Annotated in this window: 18 protein-coding genes; 6 read left to right on the top strand and 12 right to left on the bottom strand. The window is 72.8% G+C overall.

What is annotated here, in order from left to right:
- Positions 1–111 precede the first annotated feature (111 nt).
- A complete protein-coding gene (locus tag FBY41_RS20475; RefSeq protein ID WP_141846651.1) occupies positions 112–1,014 on the top strand; it encodes a helix-turn-helix transcriptional regulator in 903 nt (300 codons plus the stop codon).
- Here FBY41_RS20475 and FBY41_RS20480 read toward each other — a convergent pair.
- The 3 genes from FBY41_RS20480 to FBY41_RS20490 are packed head-to-tail and all read right to left on the bottom strand — an operon-like array spanning position 995 to position 4,884.
- Positions 995–1,690, bottom strand: coding sequence for an exonuclease domain-containing protein (locus tag FBY41_RS20480; RefSeq protein ID WP_141846653.1), 696 nt, complete (start codon positions 1,688–1,690; stop codon positions 995–997). The two genes, FBY41_RS20475 and FBY41_RS20480, sit on opposite strands and share 20 nt — an antisense overlap.
- A complete protein-coding gene (locus FBY41_RS20485) occupies positions 1,687–3,558 on the bottom strand; it encodes a DUF294 nucleotidyltransferase-like domain-containing protein (RefSeq protein WP_141846655.1) in 1,872 nt (623 codons plus the stop codon). The genes FBY41_RS20480 and FBY41_RS20485 overlap by 4 nt, the downstream gene beginning before the upstream one ends.
- 54 nt (positions 3,559–3,612) lie before the next feature.
- Entirely contained in the window at positions 3,613–4,884 is a 1,272-nt protein-coding gene (locus FBY41_RS20490) for a nucleotide sugar dehydrogenase (protein WP_141846657.1), read from the bottom strand.
- A gap of 152 nt (positions 4,885–5,036) precedes the next feature.
- On the opposite strand from FBY41_RS20490, the gene wecB reads away from it, so the two are divergent.
- Positions 5,037–6,227, top strand: a complete 1,191-nt coding sequence (wecB, locus tag FBY41_RS20495; RefSeq protein WP_185749179.1) for a non-hydrolyzing UDP-N-acetylglucosamine 2-epimerase — start codon at positions 5,037–5,039, stop codon at positions 6,225–6,227.
- A 55-nt stretch (positions 6,228–6,282) separates the two neighbouring features.
- Here wecB and wecC read toward each other — a convergent pair whose 3' ends face one another.
- Genes wecC through FBY41_RS20520 form a run of 5 tightly spaced genes read right to left on the bottom strand, consistent with a single transcriptional unit; the run spans position 6,283 to position 12,274 of the window.
- The gene (gene wecC, locus FBY41_RS20500; protein ID WP_185749180.1) at positions 6,283–7,539 is read right to left on the bottom strand and encodes a UDP-N-acetyl-D-mannosamine dehydrogenase; all 1,257 of its coding nucleotides are present in this window, start codon (positions 7,537–7,539) and stop codon (positions 6,283–6,285) included.
- Positions 7,473–8,777, bottom strand: a complete 1,305-nt coding sequence (locus FBY41_RS20505) for a glycosyltransferase (protein WP_141846662.1) — start codon at positions 8,775–8,777, stop codon at positions 7,473–7,475. Before FBY41_RS20505 ends, wecC begins: the two co-directional genes overlap by 67 nt.
- Entirely contained in the window at positions 8,774–9,604 is an 831-nt protein-coding gene (locus tag FBY41_RS20510) for an ABC transporter ATP-binding protein (RefSeq protein ID WP_141846664.1), read from the bottom strand. Before FBY41_RS20510 ends, FBY41_RS20505 begins: the two co-directional genes overlap by 4 nt.
- A complete protein-coding gene (locus FBY41_RS20515) occupies positions 9,591–10,529 on the bottom strand; it encodes an ABC transporter permease (RefSeq protein ID WP_260439947.1) in 939 nt (312 codons plus the stop codon). The genes FBY41_RS20510 and FBY41_RS20515 overlap by 14 nt, the downstream gene beginning before the upstream one ends.
- Entirely contained in the window at positions 10,526–12,274 is a 1,749-nt protein-coding gene (locus FBY41_RS20520) for a glycosyltransferase family 4 protein (protein WP_185749181.1), read from the bottom strand. The genes FBY41_RS20515 and FBY41_RS20520 overlap by 4 nt, the downstream gene beginning before the upstream one ends.
- A 264-nt stretch (positions 12,275–12,538) precedes the next feature.
- Here FBY41_RS20520 and FBY41_RS20525 point away from each other — a divergent pair, with 264 nt between their 5' ends.
- Complete coding sequence (locus FBY41_RS20525) at positions 12,539–14,347, top strand: glycosyltransferase family protein (RefSeq protein WP_141846667.1); 1,809 nt, start codon at positions 12,539–12,541, stop codon at positions 14,345–14,347.
- Positions 14,348–14,417: 70 nt separating this feature from the next.
- Positions 14,418–15,641: a glycosyltransferase family 4 protein gene (locus FBY41_RS20530; RefSeq protein WP_141846670.1), complete on the top strand. Its 1,224-nt coding sequence runs from the start codon at positions 14,418–14,420 to the stop codon at positions 15,639–15,641.
- Here the strand turns inward: FBY41_RS20530 and FBY41_RS20535 are convergent.
- Both FBY41_RS20535 and FBY41_RS24195 read right to left on the bottom strand, forming a co-directional pair.
- Positions 15,617–15,910, bottom strand: coding sequence for a hypothetical protein (locus FBY41_RS20535; RefSeq protein WP_141846672.1), 294 nt, complete (start codon positions 15,908–15,910; stop codon positions 15,617–15,619). The genes FBY41_RS20530 and FBY41_RS20535 overlap by 25 nt on opposite strands.
- Positions 15,911–16,004: 94 nt before the next feature.
- On the bottom strand, positions 16,005–18,971 hold the full coding sequence (locus FBY41_RS24195; protein WP_141846674.1) for a glycosyltransferase: 2,967 nt from the start codon (positions 18,969–18,971) through the stop codon (positions 16,005–16,007).
- Between the two features lie 79 nt (positions 18,972–19,050).
- Between FBY41_RS24195 and FBY41_RS20545 the strand changes: the two genes are divergently transcribed.
- Together FBY41_RS20545 and FBY41_RS20550 are read left to right on the top strand one after the other, a co-directional pair.
- A complete protein-coding gene (locus tag FBY41_RS20545; protein WP_141846676.1) occupies positions 19,051–19,923 on the top strand; it encodes a DNA-formamidopyrimidine glycosylase family protein in 873 nt (290 codons plus the stop codon).
- A gap of 108 nt (positions 19,924–20,031) precedes the next feature.
- Entirely contained in the window at positions 20,032–20,445 is a 414-nt protein-coding gene (locus tag FBY41_RS20550) for a VOC family protein (RefSeq protein WP_141846678.1), read from the top strand.
- 40 nt (positions 20,446–20,485) lie between these two features.
- Here FBY41_RS20550 and FBY41_RS20555 read toward each other — a convergent pair whose 3' ends face one another.
- On the bottom strand, positions 20,486–21,421 hold the full coding sequence (locus FBY41_RS20555) for a carbohydrate kinase family protein (RefSeq protein WP_141846680.1): 936 nt from the start codon (positions 21,419–21,421) through the stop codon (positions 20,486–20,488).
- Complete coding sequence (locus tag FBY41_RS20560) at positions 21,418–22,632, bottom strand: hypothetical protein (protein WP_141846681.1); 1,215 nt, start codon at positions 22,630–22,632, stop codon at positions 21,418–21,420. The genes FBY41_RS20555 and FBY41_RS20560 overlap by 4 nt, the downstream gene beginning before the upstream one ends.
- Between the last annotated feature and the right edge of the window lie 2 nt (positions 22,633–22,634).

The following is a 22,634-nucleotide window of genomic DNA, read 5'->3' on the forward strand; positions in this document are numbered from 1 at the left end:
GGGTCCGTTCGCGACCCAGTCAACCCGGCTGCCAGCGGATCCGACAGGCACTGTCGTGAGGGGTACCCGTAGGGACTCCCACGATCGGGCCGACGACGTAGCGTGGAGGTCATGCCCACCCGGAACGACCCGACGAGGAACGACCTCAAGGAGTTCCTCACCACCCGCCGCGCCAAGGTCAGCCCGGAGCAGTCCGGGCTGCCCGTCTACGGCGGGAACCGGCGCGTCGCCGGTCTTCGCCGCGAGGAGGTCGCGCTGCTCGCCGGGATCAGCGTCGAGTACTACACGAGGCTCGAGCGCGGCAGCGTCGGCAACGTCTCCGAGGGTGTCCTCGACGGGCTCGTCCACGCGCTCCAGCTCGATGAGGCCGAACGCGACCACCTCTACCGCCTGGTCCGTAGCGCAGGCACCCCCGCCAGCCGTGGGCCGCGCCGCGTGGCCGTCCGCGGTCAGGTCCGACCGGCCCTGCAGCGGGTCCTCGACCAGATGCCCATGCCGGCCTACCTGCGCAACGGTCGCTTCGACGTCCTCGCGGCCAACGACCTTGGCAGGGCCCTCTACAGTCCGCTCTACGAGCAGGCCGCGGCCCACACTCCGGGCCAGCCACCCAACAGCGCCCGCTTCGTCTTCCTCGACCCCGGCGCACCCGAGTTCTTCCTCGACTACGACAAGGTCGCAGACGACTGCGTCGCATTCCTGCGCGCGGAGGCCGGTCGGGACCCGTACGACAAAGCCCTCTCCGACCTCGTCGGTGAGCTGTCCACCCGGAGCGAGGACTTCCGTCGCCGCTGGGCGGCGCACGACGTGCGCTACCACCGCACCGGGCGCAAACGCCTCCACCACCCGCTCGTCGGTGATCTGGAGCTCGACTACGAAGCCTTCGAGCTGCCTGGCGACCCGGGCCAGCGGGTCAATGTCTACACGGCTCCACCCGACTCGTCGGCCGAGGCTGCACTGAACCTCCTCGCCAGCTGGACGGTTCGGCAACCGTCACCTAGCGCTGGAGCGCCTTGAGGGTCATCGGGCGGCCGCCGCTCAGGCGGTCGACCTGGGCGAGATAGAGCTCCGCGCACGCGAGCGCGTCCGTCAGTGCCTCGTGGGCGGCATACCGGGGGAGGCCGAGGTGGGCGCGGGCCGTGCCGAGGCGCAGCGCGCCGGGCGGGAGGTCCTCGCCCGAGTGGCTGCGCAGGACGCGGCTCTGCAGTTCCATCGTGTCGACGGCGGTGATCGGGAGCGGCACACCGAGCTCGCGCTCACACGCGGCGGAGAGGAATCCCGTCTCGATCGCGGCGTGGTGCGCGAGCAGCACCCGCCCGGTGAGCGCCGCGGCGACGCGCTCGAGGAGGTCGCGCAGCTCGATGCCGCCGGCGAGCGCGTCGTCGGTGATGCCGTGGACCGCCGCGCTCTGCCCGACCTCGACGTCGGCGCGGCAGAGGAGCTGCTCCGCGCCCGCCAGGCTGATCCGCAGGCCGTCCACGGGAACGAAGCCGACCGACAGGATGCGGTCGGTGCGCGGGTCGAGGCCTGTCGTCTCGAGGTCGAGCGCGAGGAGCCGCAGGTCGGAGACGTCGGTGCGTGGACCGGGTGGTGCGCTCCCGAGGTAGTCGCGCACCGGGCCCGGGGGCGCCTGGCCGGCCCACCGCGCCTGCCGCGCGCGTCGGTGGTCGACGCCGAGCCGCGAGAAGATCACGTCACGTGCCCGAGCGGATGACTGTGCAGGATCGTCTGCTGGGCCGACCGCACGACCTGGAAGGCATCTCGCAGGTGCCGCTTCTCGAAGCTGCTCAGCTCGCTCGGTGCGACGAAGTTGTCCGGTGGCTCGCCAGCGCGAATCTGCTTGGCCTGATGGAGAAGTCGCACGTAGCGGATGAACTCGAAGGCGTCGTGCAGATCGGCGGCCGTCTCGTCGGAGAGGCCACCCGCACCCGCGGCGGCCGTGATGCGCGACGACGTGCTGACCTGCGGCAGACCCCGCGACAACGCGTGCACCCGGGCGACCTCGACGACGGCGTGGAAGCCGCCGCGCTTGAGGTCGAGGGTGTCCTTGTGCGCCCCCTCCCGCTCCAGGACGAAGCCGCGGAAGAAGCCGAGTGGCGGCTCGTTGGCCGCGGCGTTCCTCGCGAGGTGCGCGAGGAAGCGCGTGCCGCGCGGGGCCGACCGACGGATCTGCTCTCGGAGCTCCTCGACGAGGGTGTCGTCGCCGTGCACGGTGCGCAGGTCGAAGAAGATGGCCGACCGCAGGATGGCGTCGGGCACCGGCTCGTCGATCCACTGCGTGAAGGTGCGCCTCCACTCGCGCAGCGGCCGGCGCCACTGCGGGTTGGTCGCCATGACGTCGCCGGGGCACCGGGGGTAGCCGCACGCGACGAGCCCCTCGACGACGAAGCGCGCGAGCGCCTCGAACCACGGCAGGTCGGCGGGGGTCGCGTCATCGCTGATGACGAGGGCGTTGTCCTGGTCGCTGCCCGGACCCTGCTCGAGGCGGGCCTGCGACCCGAGCACCACCCAGGCGTATGCCGTCGGGCTCGGCCCCAGCTCGCGCTCGGCGAGCCCGATGAGCCGTTGCTCGAGCGCATCGCCCACGGCGGTGACGATGCGGCCGATGCCGTCGGCGGTCGCGTCCTCGTGCACGAGCTGGTCGATGATGCGCGGGAGGCGCTGGCTGAGGACGACGAGGGTCCCGAGGTCGTCGGCCTTGGCGATGTCGCCGACGAGGTGGATCGGGTTGGCCCGCTCGAGCCGCATGAGGTCGGTGCTCGTCAGCATGCCGAGCGGAGTGCGCCCGTCGGTGCCACCGACGACGGGCATGTGGTGGATGTTGCGTGAGGTCATCTCGAGGATGAGCTCCATCGCGATGTCGTCGGGCCCGGCGGTGACCGGGTCGGCCGTCATCATCGCGCTGACCGGGGTGGAGGAGTCGAGACCCGCAGCCAGGACACGGGTGCGCAGGTCGCGGTCGGTGACGATGCCGGTGAGACGGCCGCCGTCGACGACGAGCAGCGACGACACCTGCTCTCGGGCCATCAGCTGCGCTGCCTCGCGGACCGTCGCGTCACCGGTGGTCGTGATCGGCTCGCGCCGCACGAGGTCGCGCAGCCTGGTCTGCAGCACCGCGGTGCGCCGCTGGGCGTGCGGCATGGCCTGCAGCGCATGGCGCAGCCGGGAGGCGCGCTGCTGTGAGAAGAAGTCACCCACGGCCGGGTGTGCCGTGGCCAGCTCGTGGAAGGCGGCCGACGGCAGCACGAGCAGGAGGCTGTCCTCGATGGCCTCGACGTCGAAGCGTGAGGGCCGTCCGTCGAGCGCCGTCGTGCCGAAGGCGGTGCCTTCCTCCCCGCGGTCGACGAGGGTGCCGCTGTCGTCCGTGATCTGCACGGCGCCACTGCGCACGACGAAGACCTCGTCGTTGCCGCGGCCGACCGACATGAGCAGGGTGCCGCGGCGGGCGTAGCGGACGGTCATCCGGCGGGCGAGCCGCTCCAGGTCAGTGCGGGGCACGGCGGCGAAGGGCGCCTGCTCGGCGAGGAAGTCCGTGACTTCGGGGATCTCGGCGTCGGCCACGCCGTCATCGTCGCACCGCGCGCGCGTGCGGGGTCCGTAACCCGTCGATGCGCTCTAGAGACGCTCGACACGCGGCCCCGGCGTCACGACACCGCGGGTGTCGAGAAAGCGGCGCGACCGACGGGCCAGGTCGTCGACGTCGTAGCCGCGGTGGTGCTGGAGCAGGAGGGTGAGGTCCGCGCCCTCCACGGCGGTGCCGAGGTCGGGTACGCGGGGTGCGGGCAGGCCCAGCGCGTCCCACCGGTCGACCAAGGGGTCGTGGAACTCGACGACGGCTCCGAGGTCGATGAGCCGGCGACCCACGTGCACCGCGGGCGACTCGCGCTGGTCGGCGATGTCGGCCTTGTAGGTGACGCCGAGCAGCAGCACGTGCGCACCGCGCAGGGCCAGGCCGTCCTCGTTGAGCGCGTCCTGCGCCCGCCGCACGACGTAGGCGGGCATCGACGCGTTGATCTCCTGCGCGAGCTCGACGAAACGGAACGGGTAGCCAAGGCGCGTACGCACGTTGTGGGACAGGTAGTTCGGGTCGATCGGGATGCAGTGGCCACCGACGCCGGGGCCGGGATGGAAGGCCTGGAAGCCGAAGGGCTTCGTCCGTGCCGCTGCGATGGCGTCCCAGAGGTCGATGCCGAGCTCGTGGCAGAAGCGCGCCATCTCGTTGACGAGCGCGATGTTGATGTGGCGGTAGGTGTTCTCGAGCAGCTTGGCCGTCTCCGCCTCGCGCGTGCCCTTGGTCGGCACGATCGTCTCGACGAAGCGGGCGTAGAAGTCGCAGGCGGCCCGCGTGCACGCCGGGGTGAGCCCGCCGACGACCTTGGGGGTGTTGACGATGCCGTATGCCGTGTTGCCGGGGTCCACGCGCTCCGGCGAGAAGGCGAGGTGGAAGTCGGTGCCGGCGACGAGGCCGCAGCCCTCGAGCAGCGGCCTCACGACCTCCTCGGTCGTGCCCGGGTAGGTCGTGGACTCCAGGACGACGAGCGTGCCGGGGCGCAGGTGCCGCGCGATCGTCGTGGCCGCGGCCCGGACGGCGGTGAGGTCGGGGCCGCCCTCGGCCCCGAGCGGCGTCGGCACGCAGATGACGATGACGCCGGCGTCCGAGAGGCAGGCGGGATCTGACGTCGGCTCGAAACCGGAGACCAGCATCGCGGCGACGTCCTCGTCCGAGAGGTCGTCGACGTGCGACCGGCGGGCACCCAGGGACGCGACGACGGAAGTGCTGGAGTCCAGCCCTACGACGCTCAGCCCGGCGTTGACGGCGGCCCTGGCGAGCGGCATACCGACGTAGCCCAGGCCGATGACCGCGAGGTCGTAGCTTTGGCGAATCATGGCTTCTCCCAATCGAATTCGCGACCTCTCAGTGAAGGTCGAGTGAACCCTCGGCGCTCCGGCTTCTCACGGCGGATCGCGGCGAGATCGTCGGGCATCGTGAGGGTGGGTCGGGCCGACAGGCGGCTCGACAACGTCCCAGGAGCGCCCCCATGCATCGAGTCATGACCGTCTACGGCACCCGCCCCGAGGCCATCAAGATGGCGCCCCTCGTCGCGGCCCTCGAGGCCGACGAGCGCTTCACGCCGATCGTCGCCGTCACCGGGCAGCACCGCGAGATGCTCGACCAGGTCAACGTCCTCTTCGGCATCGAGCCGCACCACGATCTCGACCTCATGGTCCCCGGGGCGACGCTCGCCGAGCTGACGGCCCGCACCGTGCAGGCGACGGCCGGTCTGCTCGCAGCGGAGCGTCCGGATGTCGTCGTCGTGCAGGGCGACACGACGACGGTGCTCTCGACGAGCCTCGCCGCCTTCTACGAGCGCATCCCGGTCGTCCACCTCGAGGCAGGGCTGCGCACGGGCGACGTCCGCTCGCCCTTCCCCGAGGAGGCCAACCGCCGGCTCACCGCACCGCTTGCCGGCCTGCACCTGGCCCCGACGAGCACCTCGCGCGCCAACCTCGTGCGCGAGGCGATCGGCCCGGACCAGATCGCCGTCACGGGCAACACCGTCATCGACGCCCTGCAGTGGACGACGTCCCGCCCCGTCTCCTTCCGCGACGCGCGGGTGCAGGACTGGGTCGACGAGGCGCACGCCGGCCGCGACCTGCTGCTCGTGACGGCGCACCGGCGCGAGTCGTGGGGAGCCCCGATGGTCGAGGCGATCTCGGCGGTGCGCGACCTCGCCGAGGCGCGGCCGGAGCTGCGCGTGCTCCTGCCCATGCACCGCAATCCCGTGGTGCGAGAGGCGATCGAGCCCCTTCTCTCGTCGCTCGACAACGTCCTGCTGACGGAGCCCCTCGACTACCACGAGTTCGCCCACGCACTCGCCGCTGCAACCGTCGTCGTCACCGACTCGGGGGGCGTGCAGGAGGAGGCACCGAGCCTCGGCAAGCCGGTGCTCGTCATGCGCGACACCACCGAGCGTCCGGAGGCGGTGCAGGCCGGCACCGTGCGCCTCGTCGGCACCGACGGCGCGGTCATCCGCGCCGCGCTCGAGGAGCTCCTCGACGACCCCCTGGCCTATGCCGAGATGGCGAACGCCGTGAACCCCTACGGTGACGGCCGGGCCGCCGAGCGGTCGGTCGCCGCCATCGCCGAGCTCCTGGGCGTCGGCCGGCGAGCAGCCGACTTCGATTCGCGGTCCGGATCCGATCGCGGCGCGGCCCTGATCACCGTGTGATCTCGGGTGCGGGTCGACGCCCGGGCTCCCGTGCGGGGGCCCGGGCGTCGCCGGCTCAGCGCCAGAGGCCACGCGTGTCGACGAGCTGGCGTCCGCGCAGCTCTCCCGGGCTGATGGCCCGGAAGGCTGCGTGGTCGACGAGGAGCACGACGACCTGGGCCTCGCGCACGGCCTGCTCCGTCGTCACGAGCTCGACGTTCGGCAGACCGGCCAGGGTCGTGGGCAGGCGCGAGACGTGCGGCTCGACCGCGAGGATGCGAGCGCCCGGTCGCTCGGCGGCGAGCGTCTGGGTGATCGCGAGGGCGGGTGACTCGCGAAGGTCGTCGATGTCGGCCTTGAAGGCCAGGCCGAGGCAGGCGATCGTCACCGTGTCGCCCTCGTGCCCTGACGCGGCGACCGCCTCGGAGATCTTCGTGAGCACCGAGCGCGGTCGGGCGTCGTTGGTCTCGCGGGCGGCGCGGATGAGCCGGGCCTGCTCGGGTGCCGCCGACACGATGAACCACGGGTCGACGGCGATGCAGTGGCCGCCGACGCCCGGGCCGGGTTGGAGGATGTTGACGCGCGGGTGGTGGTTGGCCAACGAGATGACCTCCCAGACGTCGACGTCGAGGTGGTCGCAGATCTCGGCGAGCTCGTTGGCGAAGGCGATGTTGACGTCGCGGAAGGCGTTCTCGGTCAGCTTCGCCATCTCGGCGGACGTCGCGTCGGTGATCACGATCTCGCCGGCGACGAAGGTGCGGTAGAGCTCGGCCGCGCGCTCGGCGCACTCTGGCGTGAGGCCCCCGACGACGCGGTCGTTGGTGAAGATCTCGACCATGATGCGCCCGGGCAGCACCCGCTCGGGGCAGTGCGCGAGGTGGACGTCGGGGATGCCGCCCATGTGGGGCAGCTTGAGGTCGGGCCGCAGGTCCGAGATCCACCCGGAGATGCGCTCGGTCGTGCCGGGCGGCGACGTCGACTCGAGGATGACGACCTCGCCCCCGCGCAGCCGTGGCGCGATCGCCTCCGTGGCAGCCCGCACGTGGCGCAGGTCGGGCTCGTGGTCGCCCCGGAAGGGCGTGGGCACGGCGATGAGGTAGACGGAGGCGTGCGGCACCTCCGTCGTCGCCGTGAGCATGCCGCGCTCGACGGCCTCGAGGATCGCCTCGTCGAGGTTGGGCTCGACGATGGGCACCCGTCCGGCGTTGATCTCGGCGACGGTGCGCGCGTTGACGTCGACACCGATGACCCGCAGGCCGCGTCCCGTCAGCGCGGCGCAGGTCGGTAGGCCGATGTAGCCGAGACCGATGACGGCGATTCCGTCGTCGAACATGATGGTTCTCCCGTGGTTGGTCGTAGGTCCTCCGGGCCGGAGGACGATGGGGTCGCAAGGGCATCCGCGCTCAGCACCGACGCCGGCGCGGGCAGCCCGTCCTCGTCGGGCCGGCCCCGACGGGCGAGTGCCCGGACGTGCGACACGAACTCGTGGCCCACGGCGTTCCAGTCGTGGTGCTCACGCGCGTAGCGGTGCCCGGCGCGGCCGAGGGCGGCTCGTCGCTCGGGGTCGGCCGCCAGCTCGATGAGGGCGGCGGCCGTGGCGTCGGCATCGCCGAACGGCACGACGATGCCGCACCCGGCCCGCGTCACGATCTCTCGGGCCAGCGGCAGCGGAGTCGTGATGACGGGGATGCCGTGGGCCATGTACTCGATGACCTTCGTCGGCATCGAGTGCCGGTAGTTGGGGCGGTCCTCGAGCAGCGAGAGTCCGGCAAGGGCGCCGTCGAGCATCGGCAGCGCGACGTCGCTCGGCACAAAGCCGTGGTGACGCAGGTGGCCGCTCTTCACGGCCCAGGCGAGGGCCTCGGCGGTGCGAGGGTCGCGCGCCGGCCCGATGACCTCGACGGTGATCCGGCCCTTGCGGGCGACCGTGAGCCGCCGACCGGTCTGGACGAGGGTCGCCGCACCTCGTGGCATCGTCACCGAGCCGAGGTAGACCGCCCGGTGACAGCCGGGACGGTCCACGGTCTCGGGCACGCGCACGGTGTTGGGGACCACGAGGTGCTCACCGCCGAAGCGCTCGGCGTATGCGTGCTCGGCGAGGATGAGCTCGTGGTGCCGCTCCGCGTGGCGCTCGAGTGCCCGGGCCGCGACCATCATCGGCCGGCGTGCGCGCGGTGGCACCCAGTCCTTGGTCTCGATGGACGCGACCGTGTCCTCGTGGACGTCCCACAGCAGGTTGCGCAACCCCAGGCCGAGAGCCGCGACGAGCAGCTCCGGGTCGTGCACGATGACGACGTCGTGCTCCTCGCCCCGCGAGCGCAGCAGTGCCCGCGCCGCCTGCATCGCCTCCCGTCGGGTGCGCCCGCTCGCGTGCGGGAGATCGACGGGTCGCAGGCCGGGCACGTCGGGAAGGGGGAGCCCGTGCGCGCCGAAGGGGGCGGCATACGTCACCTCGAAGCCGGCGTCGAGCAGCGAGCCGATCTCGCGGTGACGGATGCGTGCGTCCTCGGGATGGTGGACGACCGTCATGACGAGGGCGCGGTCGGGCCGGTCGCTCCGCCGCGGGCTCATCGGCCGCCCTTGCGGTGGCTCGCCTCGTAAGCGGAGACGACGTCCTCGGTGGGGCCGTCCATGATGAGGCGGCCCTGGTCCATCCACAGCACCCGGTCGCACGACTCCCGGATCGCCGCGTTGGAGTGGCTGACGAGGAAGACCGTGCCGGCCTGCTCACGGATCTCGGCGATGCGCTCGCGGCTGCGGGCCTGGAACTCCGCGTCGCCCGTGGCGAGGGCCTCGTCGATCATGAGGATGTCGGGCGTGGCGGCCGTCGAGATGGCGAAGCGCAGGCGCGCGCCCATGCCGGACGAGTAGGCGCTCATCGGCAGGTCGACGAAGTCGCCGATGCCCGAGAACTCCACGATGTCGTCGTAGCGCGCGCGCACCTCGCGAGGTGACAGACCGAGCGCCAGCCCGCCGATCATGACGTTGCGCGAGCCGGTGAGCCCGGTGAGCAGCACCGCGTTGACGCCGAGGAGCGCGGGCCGCCCTGCGGCCCAGGCGCGCCCGCCGCTCGGCGGGATGAGACCGGCGATCGCGCGCAGCAGCGTGCTCTTGCCCGACCCGTTGCGGCCGATGATGCCGACCGCCTCACCGTGGCGCGCCACGAACGAGACTCCCTTGACGGCATGGACCTTGCGGACGTTGCCGGTGTCGACCTGCCGGCGCTGCCGCAGGAAGCGCTCGAGCCACGGTTGCTCGCCCTCGGTCGTCGTCGCCTTCTTGCGTGCGCCGAAGACGGTGTAGACGATGTCGAGCTCCGAGCAGATGACGCCCGGCGTCGCCTCGGGCGAGCGGTGGCGGTCGCGGTCCCGGTCACGCACTGTCTCAGTCGCTTCCATAGCGACCCTCCCCACGCCAGAAGAAGACGAGCCCCCCGGCCCCGAGCACGACCGCCCAGATGCCGGCGGCCGCCCAGCTCGACCACGTGAGCGGGTACTGGTCCATGAGGGCCTCGCGGCCGATCGTCATCGTCACAGCGAGGGGTTGGTAGAGCAGGAGCATGCTGACGAGCCCGTGCCCGGCGTAGTGGGTGATGCTGAAGAAGACGCCGGAGACGTAGCGGGCCAGCCGGATGACGACGGGCACGAGGTTGGCCGTGTCGCGCGCGGCGTTGACGATGCGGGCGAGGAAGAACGCGATGCCGAGGTTGATGACGGTCTGGAGCACGAGGGCGGGCCCGAAGAGCAGCCAGTGCCACGAGAACGGTTCTCCCGTCAGGGGGATCATGACGAGGAGAACGCCGAAGGCCGGCAGGGAGACGAGGAGCTGGGTGAGCGTCACCGACATCGGCAGGATCGCGCGCGGGAAGCGCAGGGCCCGGACGAGGCCGATGTTCGCCGTCACGGCGCGAGCTCCGGCGATGATCGCCGAGGCGGAGTAGCCGAAGACGAAGATGCCGACGGTGAGGAACGCGATGTAGTTCTCGGTGCCGCCGCGGGTCTTGAGCAGCAGGCCGAAGATCAGGTAGTACGAGCCGACGAGCAGCAGCGGGTTGATGACGGCCCACAGCTGGCCGAGGTGGTTGTTCTGGTTCGTCGCGTAGGCCTGGGCCGACGACAGGTGCCACACGAGGTGCCGGAATTCCCAGATCTCGCGCAGGTAGTGCCGTCGATGGGGACGCACGCCCAGCTCGGAGAGCCCGGCGGACCGCGCCAACTCGGCGCACTCCTCGGGTGAGAGCGGGGGAGGGGTCGGCATGGAAGTCACGTCGACGAGCGTCTCCGTGGGGGACAGGATCTCGGGCTCGGTGGACACGCTGCTCATGAGGCCAGCCGAACGGCGCGGTTGGCGATCGCCCCGGCATCCGCCGGCACCACGTCGAGGGAGGCGTAGATGCCGTCGTAGCGGCGGGCGGCGGCCGCCCACGTGCGCTGGCTCGCGACGTGTGCTCGACCGGCCCGGCCGAGGGACTCGCGTCGAGCCGGGTCGCTCGCCAGCTGGGTGATCGTCGCGGCGAGGGCCTCGACGTCGCCCACCGGGACGAGCACTCCCCGGTGGCCGACGTCGGAGCCCCCGGTGACGAGCTCGGCCAGGGGCGGCAGGTCGCTCGCCAGGACGGGCCGGCCGAGTGCCATGGCCTCGACCGGCTTGAGCGGAGGCACGAGCGCGGTCACCGCGGTCGCCCGGCGGGGGACGCAGAAGATGTCGATCGCGGCCTGGGCCGCGAGCGCCCCGGCCCGCGACAGCCGACCCGTGAGCATGACACGTGTGCGGATTCCTCTGTCCTGCAGACGATCTGCCGCACGTCGGAGCCTGTCGAGCTCAGGACCGTCGCCGACGACCAGCACGACGACGCTGGGGTCGTCGACGGCCTCCGCGGCCGCGACGATCTGGTCGATGCCCTCGTAGGCATTGAGCGTCGAGACCGTGCCGACGACGATCGCGTCGACGGCGATGCCCAGCTCGCGCCGTGCCCGCGCACCGTCGGGCGCGGCGGCGAGAAGGCGGTCGTCGACGCAGTTGCCGACGACGTGCACCCGCTGCGGGTCGATGCCGCGGTCCACGATCTCGTCGCGCATCCCCTCGGACAGGGTGACGACGGCTGAGGCGAGCCCCATGCAGCGGGTCTCGGTGGCCCGCGTCCACCGGTAGAAGTCGCTCGCCGGGTCACCGCCCCTCGACCGCCACGTCTCCTCGAGGAAGCCCCGCACCTCGTAGACGACGGGCAGGTCGAGCCGGCGGCCGGCGATGAGGGCGGCTTGCGCGTTGAGGTGGTTGCTGTGGGCGTGGATCACGTCGGCCCCGACCGCAGCCGAAGCGAGGGCCACCGCCTCGGCGTGCGCGACGAGCGAGCGGTCAGGTGCGCCGGGCACCACGTCAACCAGTGGCCGTAGAGAGCGCAGGTAGTCGATGTCGTCGTGAGTTGCTCTGTCCCCTGTGGCAATTCGGCCCTGGGTGACCGGGTAGCCCGGCGGAGTCACGGCGGCGACACGACGCCCGGCCGACCGCTGCGCCGTGAGGATGCCGTGGGTGCGGATCGTGTACCCCGCCTGCACGTCGGGCAGCGCGTTCGTGACGACGTGCAGCACGGACCCCACCGCGCGGGCCCCCGCAAGCCGTGCTCGTGGCGGCGTCAGCGGCTCCACCGCCGAGCCGCGCAGTACGGCGATCTGTCCGTCGAGCCAGCGCCGGTGCCGGCGCGCCAGCGGCCCCCGGCGCTGCGCGAGGACGGTCCGTGCGCGCAGCAGGTGGCCACGGGTCTCCAGCACGTATGCGGTCCCGGCCGTGGGGTCGTCGTCGTCCGTGCCGTGCCCTGTCGCCAGGTGAGCCACCAGCCCGGCGGCCGCCCCGGCGGCGAGGGCGCCGTGACGAGCGCGGCCGGTCGTCGTCCCGACGCGGACGGCGAGGAGGCAGCTCGCGGCGTCGCGACGGCCGGATGCAGCCGTCAGGACGATGCCGAGCGACGACGTGCCGGCCAGGTCGGCGGCTGCCGACACGGCGGGGCGCGGCAGCAGGCGTCCGCAGACCCACGCAGCCTGCCACGGGCTGCGGGAGACGTGAACTGCCAATGACGACAGTGCCGTTGGGGCATTGCGCAGTATCCGGAGGCCCGCCCGGAGGTCGGTGCCCGGTGGCCGCGAGTTTGTCTCGCGTTCACCATCGATTGCCACACTGGCGCCGCGTCTGGGGGTCACGACACCAGCGTCGGGTGACTCGCGTAACGCCAGACCCGTGCCGATCGAACGAGAGTCGAACAGATGCCGAAGTCTGCGTGGACCGGGGGACCTCTGACCCGCGACGTCACGAGAGCAAAGACTGCTCTGAGCCGCGCCATGAGCGATCCGCTTGCGCGACAGGCTCTCCCGCGGAAGCTGCGCGTCGAGCTGCGTCGGCGTCTCCCCGCGGTGCCGCGCCGTCGCAACCGCGTCGACGTCCCGCGACCCGAGATGCCGGCCGGGCCGGTCAACCGGCCCGACGTGACGGCGGCCGTCATCCTCGACGACTTCTCCGCCCTCGCGCTGCGCTACGAGTGGGACCAGGTCGCCGTGGACCTCTCCACCTGGCAGGAGACCCTCCGCTCGAGGCACGTCGACGTCCTCTTCGTCGAGTCCGCCTGGAACGGCAACGGGGGCGCCTGGCGTCTCGCCATGACAGGGGAGGGCGCACCCTCCGCGGCGCTCACCGAGCTCGTCGGGTGGTGCCGGCAGCACGGCATACCGACGGTGTTCTGGAACAAGGAGGACCCGCCGAACTACGACGCCTTCCTGCCGACGGCCCGCCTCTTCGACCAGGTCTTCACCGTCGACGCGGACCGCATCGAGGACTACCGGCGTGACCTCGGGCACGACCGGGTCGCCCTGCTGCCCTTCGGTGCGCAGCCCCGCATCCACACCCCGGTCCGGCGCGGTGCGGGCCGCGTCCGGGAGATCGCCTTCGCCGGCACCTACTTCGCCGACAAGCACGACGAGCGGCGTGACCAGATGGCGACACTGCTCGAGCCGGCCCTGCCGTTCGGCCTCGAGATCTGGTCGCGGATGGCGGGGCGGGACAAGCGCTACCAGTTCCCTGGCACCTACGCCCGGGCCGTCGTCGGCACCCTGCCCTACGAGCGCCTGCTCGGCGCCTACACCTCCTACCGCGTCTTCCTCAACGTCAACTCCGTCGTCGGGTCACCGACGATGTGCGCACGCCGACTCTTCGAGCTCTCCGCGGCACAGACCGCCGTGCTCTCTGCACCGTCTGCGGCGATCGAGCCGTTCTTCGGCGACACGATCCGCGTGAGTGACACGGCTGAGCAGACGGAGCTCGAGCTGCGGGCGCTCCTGCAGCATCCGGAGTATCGCGACCGCCTCGCCCTGCGCGCTCATCGCCGCGTGCTCGACGCGCACCGCTACGAGCACCGGATCGCGACGGTGCTCGAATCGGTCGGGCTCGCCACGACCCGGCGCGACTGCTCCGTCTCGGCGGTCGTGCCCTCGATGCGTCCCGAGCAGGTCGACCACGTCCTCGACTTCGTTGCGGCACAGTCGCACCCGCAGGTAGAGCTCGTCCTCGTCACGCACGGCTTCGAGGTCGACGAGCAGCGGGTTCGAGCGCGAGCCCGTGAGCTGGGCCTGACCGCCGTCGTCATCGCGGCGCCCCGGGAGTGGACACTGGGGACCTGCATGAACGCGGGGGTGGAGGCGGCGTCGGGCCGCTACGTGGCCAAGATGGACGACGACAACCACTACGCCGAGCACTTCCTCGGCGACCTCGTGCGCGCCTTCGACTACTCCGAGGCGAGCGTCGTCGGCAAGTGGGCGCACTATGCGCACCTCCGGTCGACGGGCGCCACGCTGCTGCGCTTCCCCGACGCCGAGCACCGCTACGTCGACCTCGTCCAGGGCGGGACCATCGTCGTGGCACGTGACCTCGCCCGTCAGGTGCGCTTCGAGGACCTGCCCCGTCGGGTCGACACGACCTTCCTCGAGAAGGTGCGCCGCGACGGTGGGCGGGTCTACTCCGCCGACCGCTTCAACTTCGTCTCCGTGCGAGCGACCACCCCGGACGGCCACACCTGGCCGGTGTCGGACCTCGAGCTGCTCGCCCGGCGCGGGTCGCTCGTCTTCCACGGTGACCCCGTCGACCACGTCACCGTCTGACCACCCACCCCACGACACCACCCCACGACACCACCCCACGACACCACCGCCCGGGAGCACCGTGACCACCGTGAGCACCTCGTCGCCCGCCCGTCGCCTCGTCGCGTCCTACTGCTTCCCGCCCTACTCCGACACGGCGGCTATCGTCGCGGCCAAGCGTGTGGCCGAGCACGGGGAGCCTGTCGACGTCGTCTTCAACGCGATGGACGCGATCCGAAGCCGTGACCCCGGGCTCGTGCGGCTCTGCGGAGGTCTCGTGCGCCGTTGGGCCGCCGTGCCGTCCCGGACCGCGTTCAGCTCGTGGAGCTCGATCTCGGACTTCCAGCAGCTCGGTCTCGCCGAGGTCGCCCGCTGGGAGGCCGAGCAGGGCCCGTACACCTCGCTCTACAGCCGGGCCCAGTTCGCTGCGTCGCACTTCCTCGCGACCGAGGTTAAGGTCAGCCGGCCCGAGATCCTCTGGGATGCCGAGTTCTCCGACCCCCTGTCGCACGACGTGCAGGGCGGGGTGCGAACCACGCCTGCGACGGACGACCGTTCGCTCCTCCGGCTGCGCACCGCCATCGAGACGGCGGGATTCCGCCCACCTGCCGACCTCAACGCCTTTGCGTGGTGCGAGGCCGCGACCTTCGCCCTCGCCGACCGGGTCATCTTCACCAACGAGCACCAGCGCGACTTCATGCTCGAGGCCTGCCACGACCCGCAGCTCGCTGCGCGCGTCGAGCAGGTGGCTGTCGTGTCACCACACCCGACCCCGCCGAACGAGCTGTATGCCGTGGCGAACCCGGAGCTGCGCCTCGACCCCGCTCGGCGGCACATCGGCTACTTCGGCAACTTCTACGCCAACCGTGGGCTCTCGCTCGTGCTCGACGCCCTCGGCCTCCTTCCCCCACCGACCCGGGGGAGGCTCGCCCTGCACGTCTTCACCAGTGACCCCGACGAGCTCGACAAGGAGGTCGCCCGGCGGGGCCTGTCCGGCGAGGTGCACGCGCGCCCGTTCGTCGGCTACCTCGACTTCCTCGCCCTGGCCCGCCGGATGGACTGCCTGCTCGTGACCGACGCAGTGAGCCCGCCCGGCGCACGCAACCCCTTCCTCCCCTCGAAGTGGAGCGACTACCGCGGCAGCGGCACACCCGTGTGGGGCATCGTCGAGGAGGGGAGTGCACTCGACGCGCAGCCCCTCGACCACCGCAGTCCGGTCGAGCACGTCACCGCTGCTGCTCACGTGCTCCGGCGCATCGCCCACCCGGCCCCGGCTGCTGGCGCGGCCCCTCAGGACCTGTCGCGGGGTCGATAGGGAACGGACGGAGACGGGCGCACCCGGATCTCGCGGTAGAGGCGCAGCTCGTCGCGCAGCGACCGCGGGATCGGCAGCCGGCGCCGTTCGAGCTCGGCGGCATACAGCTCCATCGCCGCGAGCAGCTGGTCCTGGGCGAGGTTGAGCTGGTCTCTGTTGACGGCGCCGCAGCGCAACGAGCGAACACGCGACTGGGCGGCCGTGACCTGAGCCATCAGCTCCGCCGGCCGCTGTGGCTGGGTCGGCTCGCGGGGTGTGGCATTCGTCATGAGCCGGCTTCCGGTATGCCGTGGCCGCTCAGTGGTGCGGACGCGATGCCCCTTGAGCGTACGCCTGCGACCGGCGGGCCCACCGCGCGAGCCGTCACCCGAGGACGATGCGGCGCAGCTGGTCGCCCGAGGTCTCGCCGGCGAACCGCTCGGCCGCGACCCGGGCCGCCGTCGTGCCGGCGTCGGCCCACTGGCCGGAGCTCGAGAGGTCGAGCACCCGTTCGGCGGCGCAGCCGATGTCGCGAGCCACCCAGTCCTCCGGGAAGAGCCCGCTCGCCCCGCCGATGCCCGCATAGACGGGCCAGTCGCGCACGACGGGAACGGCTCCGCTGGCCGCCATCTCGACGAGCCCGATGTGGAAGCCCTCACGGCGGCTCGAGCTGACCCCCCAGCCCACCCGTCGCAGCACCTCGGGCAGTGCCTTCGTGTAGCCGACGAAGTCGACGGCATCGGCGAGGCCGGCCCCGCCGGAGAGCAGCCGCGACCGGAAACGCTCTGCCGCATGGCTCTCGACACCGTTGCCGCTCGTCAGGGGGAAGTCGGCGCCGACGAGCAGCAGCCGCCAGCGGTCGTCCTCGGCCCGCAGCCGCTCGAGCAGGTCGAGGGTCCAGCACGGGTCCTTGACCTGCTGGGCCCAGCCGACCATGCCGAGGGTGTGCGCCGCCCCCGCGAGCTTGGGCAGCGCGTAGCGGCCCACGTCGACCGGGTTGGCGACGACGTGCTGGCGCACCCCGTCGAGCCGACCGCCGAGGGCGCGCTCCGTCGCGAGGCGCAGGTGCTCGCTCGGGAAGATCGCGTCGTCCACCCGCTCCCACCGTGCCGTGTGCAACCACGCGCTCAGGGTGTCGACGCCGTGCAGCCGCACGACGACGCGAGTGCGGTCGGGGGCGTGCTCGGTCACGAGCGAGAGCGCCTTGTCAGCCCAGTCGACGAAGACGACGTCGGCGTCGAGTGCTGCTGCTGTCGCGGGGTCCAGGGTGGCACGCCCCCCGGCCGCCGCGGCGACGCGCTCGCGCACGGTGAGGGGGTCGATGGCGGTGTTGCCGTAGCGGCGGTCCCGTGCACCCAGGTCGAGCACGTCGACGTCCGCGTGACCTTCGAGCTCGCGCACGACGGCGCCCGCGAACTTCGGGTAGGCCCCGGGCAGGACGGTGACCCGGGGGCGCGCCGTGTCCCGAGCCGTCCCCACGGCCGTGGTGGGGCGCTCGGGGCGTGCGCCGCGCGTCGGGCTCAGCAGCTGCCCGACCTGCGAGCTGCGCAGTGGCGCAAGGAAGCTCGTCGGGCTCGCGACGATGGGTGAGCTCGGCGCCGCCGTGTGCAGCACGCGCGCGAAGAGCAGGTCGAGGGCGATGCTCGCGAGGAAGGTGACACGGTCGAGGTCGCCCGATGCCAGCGCCTCGTCAGCGTGCCGGAGGCAGGCGCCGACGACGGCGGGCACGTCGACCGGCCCGGTGCTCACTCCTGTGCTCGCACCCGCACTCGCCTCGTCGAGCCGGATGAGGGCGTCGAGGGCGCCGTGGCCCGCGGCCTCCGCCTCGGCCGCGCCCGTCACGGCGAGGCAGTCGTCGAGCAGCTGGGTCGCCGCAGCCCGTCGTCCCGCCCGCACGAGCCGGTATGCCGCCCCCGTCCACAGCGCCGCAGGTGACCGTTCGTCGCCGGCGGCCTCCGTGTCGCGCAGCAGCCGCGATGCCTGGCGCAGCCCGAGCGCCTCGGCCCGGCTGAAGCCCGTGCGGCTGGCGGCCACCTCGAGGGCGAGGGCGGCGAGCTCGCGCCCGCCGTCACGCCGGTCGGAGGCCCCGCCGGCGCTGCGGCCCGCCCGCACTCCGGCGAGACGGTCGACGACCCGGTCTCCCGCTGCGTCGAGGACGAAGAGCTCGCACGGCTCCTGCAGGAGGGTGGCGGAGGGCTCGTCGGTGCGGGCCGCTGCGGCTGCTGCCAGGCGTGCCGGCAGCACCTCCGGGGTGAACCGGCGCGAGACCCGCAGGCCCTCACGGGTGAGGCGTCGCGCGACCCGGCCGGCTCTCGCGGCCCCGGCGGCCCGGCGGGGGGCGGACCGGAGCAGGTGACCGGCGGCCCAGGCGGCAGCGGGTTCGACCGCTGGCAGGTCGGCGGGCAGGACGGCCAGGCGGTGGGCGGTGCGACCGGAACGCAGCGGGTCGACGAGGCGACCGCGCAGGTGGAGGACGCGGACGGCATACCCCGCTCGGGCGAGGAGGCGGAGGGCGCCGGCGTGCTCGTTGACCGAGCGGGCCTCGCCTGCGACGACGACGAGCGGGTGGGTGATGCGCGGCCGGGTGATGAGGGCCGCCCACGGCGAGCGGGCCCGACCCAGCTGCTGCCGCACGAGGGCGTCGACGAGCTCGGTCGGCTCGGCCGTGCGCAGCTCGTCGACGACGGCGAGGCGGGAGTCGAGGTCGCGCGCGCCGGCGGGAGCGGGCGAGCGGAAGTACGTCGCACCGCGCCGGGCCGGCGTGAGGTCGTAGCCACTGAACTGGCGCTCGAAGGTGCCGAAGAGGTGCGCCGTCAGCACGGCGTCCTCGTCGTGGCGCAGGGAGCGCACGAACGGGGTCTCGAGCAGCCACGCGGTCGGATAGAGCTTGCCGCCGACGGAGCTCGCGAGATCGAGGTCGCTGACGGCGGACGACCCGCGCCACGGCGGCAGCGACCCGTCGGGCTCGACGTCGACGATGCGTGCGGCCGCCACCTGGTCGGTCCCAGCCGACGCGAGGAGCAGCTCGAGGTAGTCGGGTGCGACGAAGTCCTTCTCGGCCACGAAGGTCGTCCACGCACCCCGCGCGCGGGAGACTGCCGCGTTGCGGGCGGCGGCGCGCGTGGTGCCGTCACAGGCGACGAGCACGACCTCCGGGCCCGAGGCGATGCCGTCGAGATGCACCGCGACGCGGGCGGCGACCCCGGCCCGGTGCGCATACGAGTCGTCGGCCAACGTGACGACGACCTCGAAGCGGTGGGCGGCCAGCGTCTGCCCAGCCAGGCTGTCGAGGCACCGGCGCAGGTGGTCGCTCTCGGCGAGCGCGGGTACGACGACGGTGAGCTCGGGCACGCGCCGAGGCTAGGCGGCACCGCTTACAGTGCGGAGAACACCGCGTGACGAGCACGTGGACGCGAGGAGGTCACCTGCCGTGCCCGAGGGCGACACCGTGTGGCGCACCGCGCAGCGCCTCCATGCCGCGCTCGCCGGCAAGCCCATCGTCGAGGCCGACCTGCGCTGGCCGGAGATCTCGACCGCCGATCTCAGCGGTCGCGACACCCTCGAGGTGGTGAGCCGCGGCAAGCACCTCCTGCACCGCGTCGAGGGCGGGCTGACGCTGCACTCGCACCTGCGCATGGAGGGCCAGTGGCGCATCGAGGCGACCCCGTCGCTCGCGGCCCGCTGGCGGCGCAACCCGCAGCTGCGGGCGCTCGTGTCCGCGCCGGACTGGACCGCCCTCGGCCTGCGGCTCGGCATGCTCGACCTCGTGCCGACCGCGCGAGAGGGAGACCTCGTGGGCCACCTCGGCCCCGACCTGCTCGGCCCCGACTGGGACGCCGTGCCCGCCGTCGACAACCTCGCGGCGGCCCACGTGCCGGTCGGGCAGGCGCTGCTCGACCAGCGCAACCTCGCGGGCGTCGGCACGATGTGGTGCGCCGAGACGCTCTTCCTCGAGAAGGTGCCGCCGTGGGCCCTCGCCGACGGGCTCGACCGGGCGGTGCTCGAGCGGGTCGTCGCCCGTGCGCACCGGCTCATCGACAACGGCAAGAACCATGCGGTCCAGTCGAGCACCGGCTCCTACCGCCTCGACGACGCCCACTACGTCCACGCCCGCAGCGGCCGTCCCTGCCGGCGCTGCGGCGGGCCGGTTCGCGTGGCTCCGATCGGGGTCCCGCCCCAGGAGCGCACGATGTTCTACTGCCCCCAGTGCCAGGGCGGCCTGGGGCCGACCGACGACGGTCGACCGCAGCGGCCGCTCGGGGCCGAGGGAAGGTCTGCGACCGGTCGCAGGGTCGTGCGCTGACGGGTTTCGGCCGAAGCGGGGCCGCTGTCGGAGGGCCGTCCTAGTGTGGGTGGGCGAGGCCGGCAGACCGCCGGCCCGCTCGAGACCCCGACCCCGAAGGAGTGCGTCATGGCTTCTCGACTCAACCCCTACATCAGCTTCCGCGACAACGCCCGCGAGGCGATGGAGTTCTACCAGAGCATCTTCGGCGGAGAGCTCAACGTCAGCACCTTCGGTGAGTTCGGCGCGCCCGAGGGCACGCCTCCCGACGGCGTCATGCATGCCCAGCTCGACACGCCGAACGGCTACACCATCATGGCGGCCGACACCCCCTCCGGCATGTCGCACAACCCCGGCGACACGATGAGCGTCAGCCTGAGCGGCGACGACGCCGACGACCTGCGCGGCTACTTCGCGAAGCTCTCCGAGGGCGGCACCGTCGGCGTTCCGCTCGAGAAGCAGATGTGGGGCGACGAGTTCGGCATGGTGACCGATCGCTTCGGCGTCGGCTGGATGGTCAACATCGCGGGGGGTCAGGCCTGACGGTCCGCGACGGTCCGCGACGGTCCGCGAGGGCCGGGGGTCACGCCCGCAGCCGGGCGAGCTCGCCGGCCAGCTCGCCCGGGCTGACGAAGCTCGTGTGCGTGCCCGCGGTGCCGCACGCCCAGGCGCCGGCCACCGCGCCCGAGAGCGCTGCCGACCGGGCACCCCGGCCGGCCAGCCACGCCGAGAGGAAGCCCGCGACGTAGGCGTCTCCCGCGCCGTTCGAGTCGACGACCGGCCGCGCGGGCACGTCGACCGCGGGCACCGCGAAGCTGCCACCCTCACGCACCGTGACCCGGCTGCCGCGGGAGCCGTCCATGACGATGACGACCCGTGCGCGGCCCCGGTCGAGCACGTCGGCGACGACGCCGTCCGCGATCCCCTCGAGCCGCGAGCCCGACACGAAGACGAGGTCGGCGGCACGGGCGAACGGCTGGTGGTGGGGGTTGCTGCCGTCCCAGTCGTGCAGGTCCGTCGAGGTCGTGAGGCCCCGCTCCGTGGCCTCCTCCAGCGCCGCCACCGTCCACGGCATGATCGACGCGTGCACGTGCCGGGAGGCGGCGACCGCATCGCGCCACAGCGCGCCGTCGGGCACGAGGTCGTAGGGGTGGCGCGGGTCGTAGAGGGACATCCGCCGCCCCTGCGGGTCGACGAGGTTGACCGCCCGCCGGGTGCCGGACGGATGCACGACGTGGTCGAAGCGGACGCCCTCCGCTGCCAGCCGCTCGGTGACCATCCGGCCCTCGACGTCGTCACCGATGACGTCGACGAGGTGCGTGGCGAGGCCGAGATGGTGGCAGCCGAGCGCGACTCCGGTGCCGGTGTGCCCGACGACCGTCCGGATGGGCGGCACGACGTGCGAGTCGGCGAGCGGCACCGGCAGGGCCTCCACGCGCACGATCGTGTCGACGCCGGTCCCGCCGACGACGAGCACGTCGGTCTGACCCGCGTCGGCCCGCGGCGCGGAGGCCGTCACGGGCGGGTCACGCCGAGGATGCCGAGGCACATCTCGTCGGTCGTGCCCTCGCCCCACACGACATACCGCTCCGGTATGCCGCGCAGCTCGGGCAGCTTGTCACGCCAGGCCTGGTCGTGGGTGCAGGTCACCTGCAGGCGGTCACCGGGCTTGACGGCGGTGGCCGGGATGGACACGGCGCCCTGGTTGTCGAAGTCCCACACCTTCGTGTCGAGCAGGGTCCGCGCCGTGGGTGTGCCCGGGTTGAGGTCGATGCGGATGCTCGACCCGAGCCGGTGCATGTGACCGGCGACGGTGCGCACGGTCGCCGGCTCCTGCACCGTGCGACTGCACGTCTGCATCGCGCCCGGCGTGGGCTTGAAGCTGCCGGTGCAGAGGAGCAGGAGTCCCGCGACCATGCGCCCGGCGTTCGCGCCGAAGCGGGCCGAGACGTCGAGCACCGCTGCATCCCGGGTGCACAGCGAGCCGGAGTGCCCGGGCCGGCAGGGCAGCTCGACGGGCGCCGGCAGGAGCATCGTGTCGAGCGGTGTCAGGGCCTTGGTCGAGACGCGCAGGTCGACGGCGGTGCGATCGGGCGTCGCGCCGTGCAGCAGGTTGTAGTGCACCTGCAGCACGAGGAGGGAGCCCTTGGGCAGCGGGATGCCGATGTCGGGGTCGAGCAGCCGCTCGGTGCCGCCCGGCGCCCACGCCCCGACCCACGGCGCGTCGTCGAGCGTCGAGCCCTGGGAGCCGAGCCCGGTGCCGCCGAAGCAGGTCCAGCCGTCACCGGGGGTCTCGGCATCGCGCTGGCGGGCCGCTGCGGCCTGGCCCGGCGGCACCCGGTAGAGGATGACGTGGTGCACCTCGGCGGGTTGGCCGGGCACGATGTCGAAGCCGGTGACGAAGGAGTCCCGGGCGATCCGGGGGTCGAGGACGAAGCAGCGGTAGTCGTCGGTGCCGCCGCTCGGCGCTTTGGGGGTGTAGGGCGCCGGCACGGCGACGCTGCGCAGCGACTCCCCGGCGCGCAGGGCGGCCGGGGCTGCCTTGGGGGTGGCCACCGCGCCGTGCCCGGAGGACTGCCCGGAGGACTGCCCGGTGGCAGCGTGGCTGGCACCTGCCTGGCCGTCGAGGCGCGCCTGGGCGGCGAGGTTGGGGCTGCCGCAGCCCGCGGCCAGCAGCGCGGCCACGGCGAGGGCCGCGCCGAACGGGGCGAGGCGCCGTCGGGTCGTCACCC

This window comes from Humibacillus xanthopallidus, assembly GCF_006716675.1.
In the GTDB taxonomy this organism is placed as follows: Bacteria; Actinomycetota; Actinomycetes; order Actinomycetales; family Dermatophilaceae; genus Humibacillus; species Humibacillus xanthopallidus_B.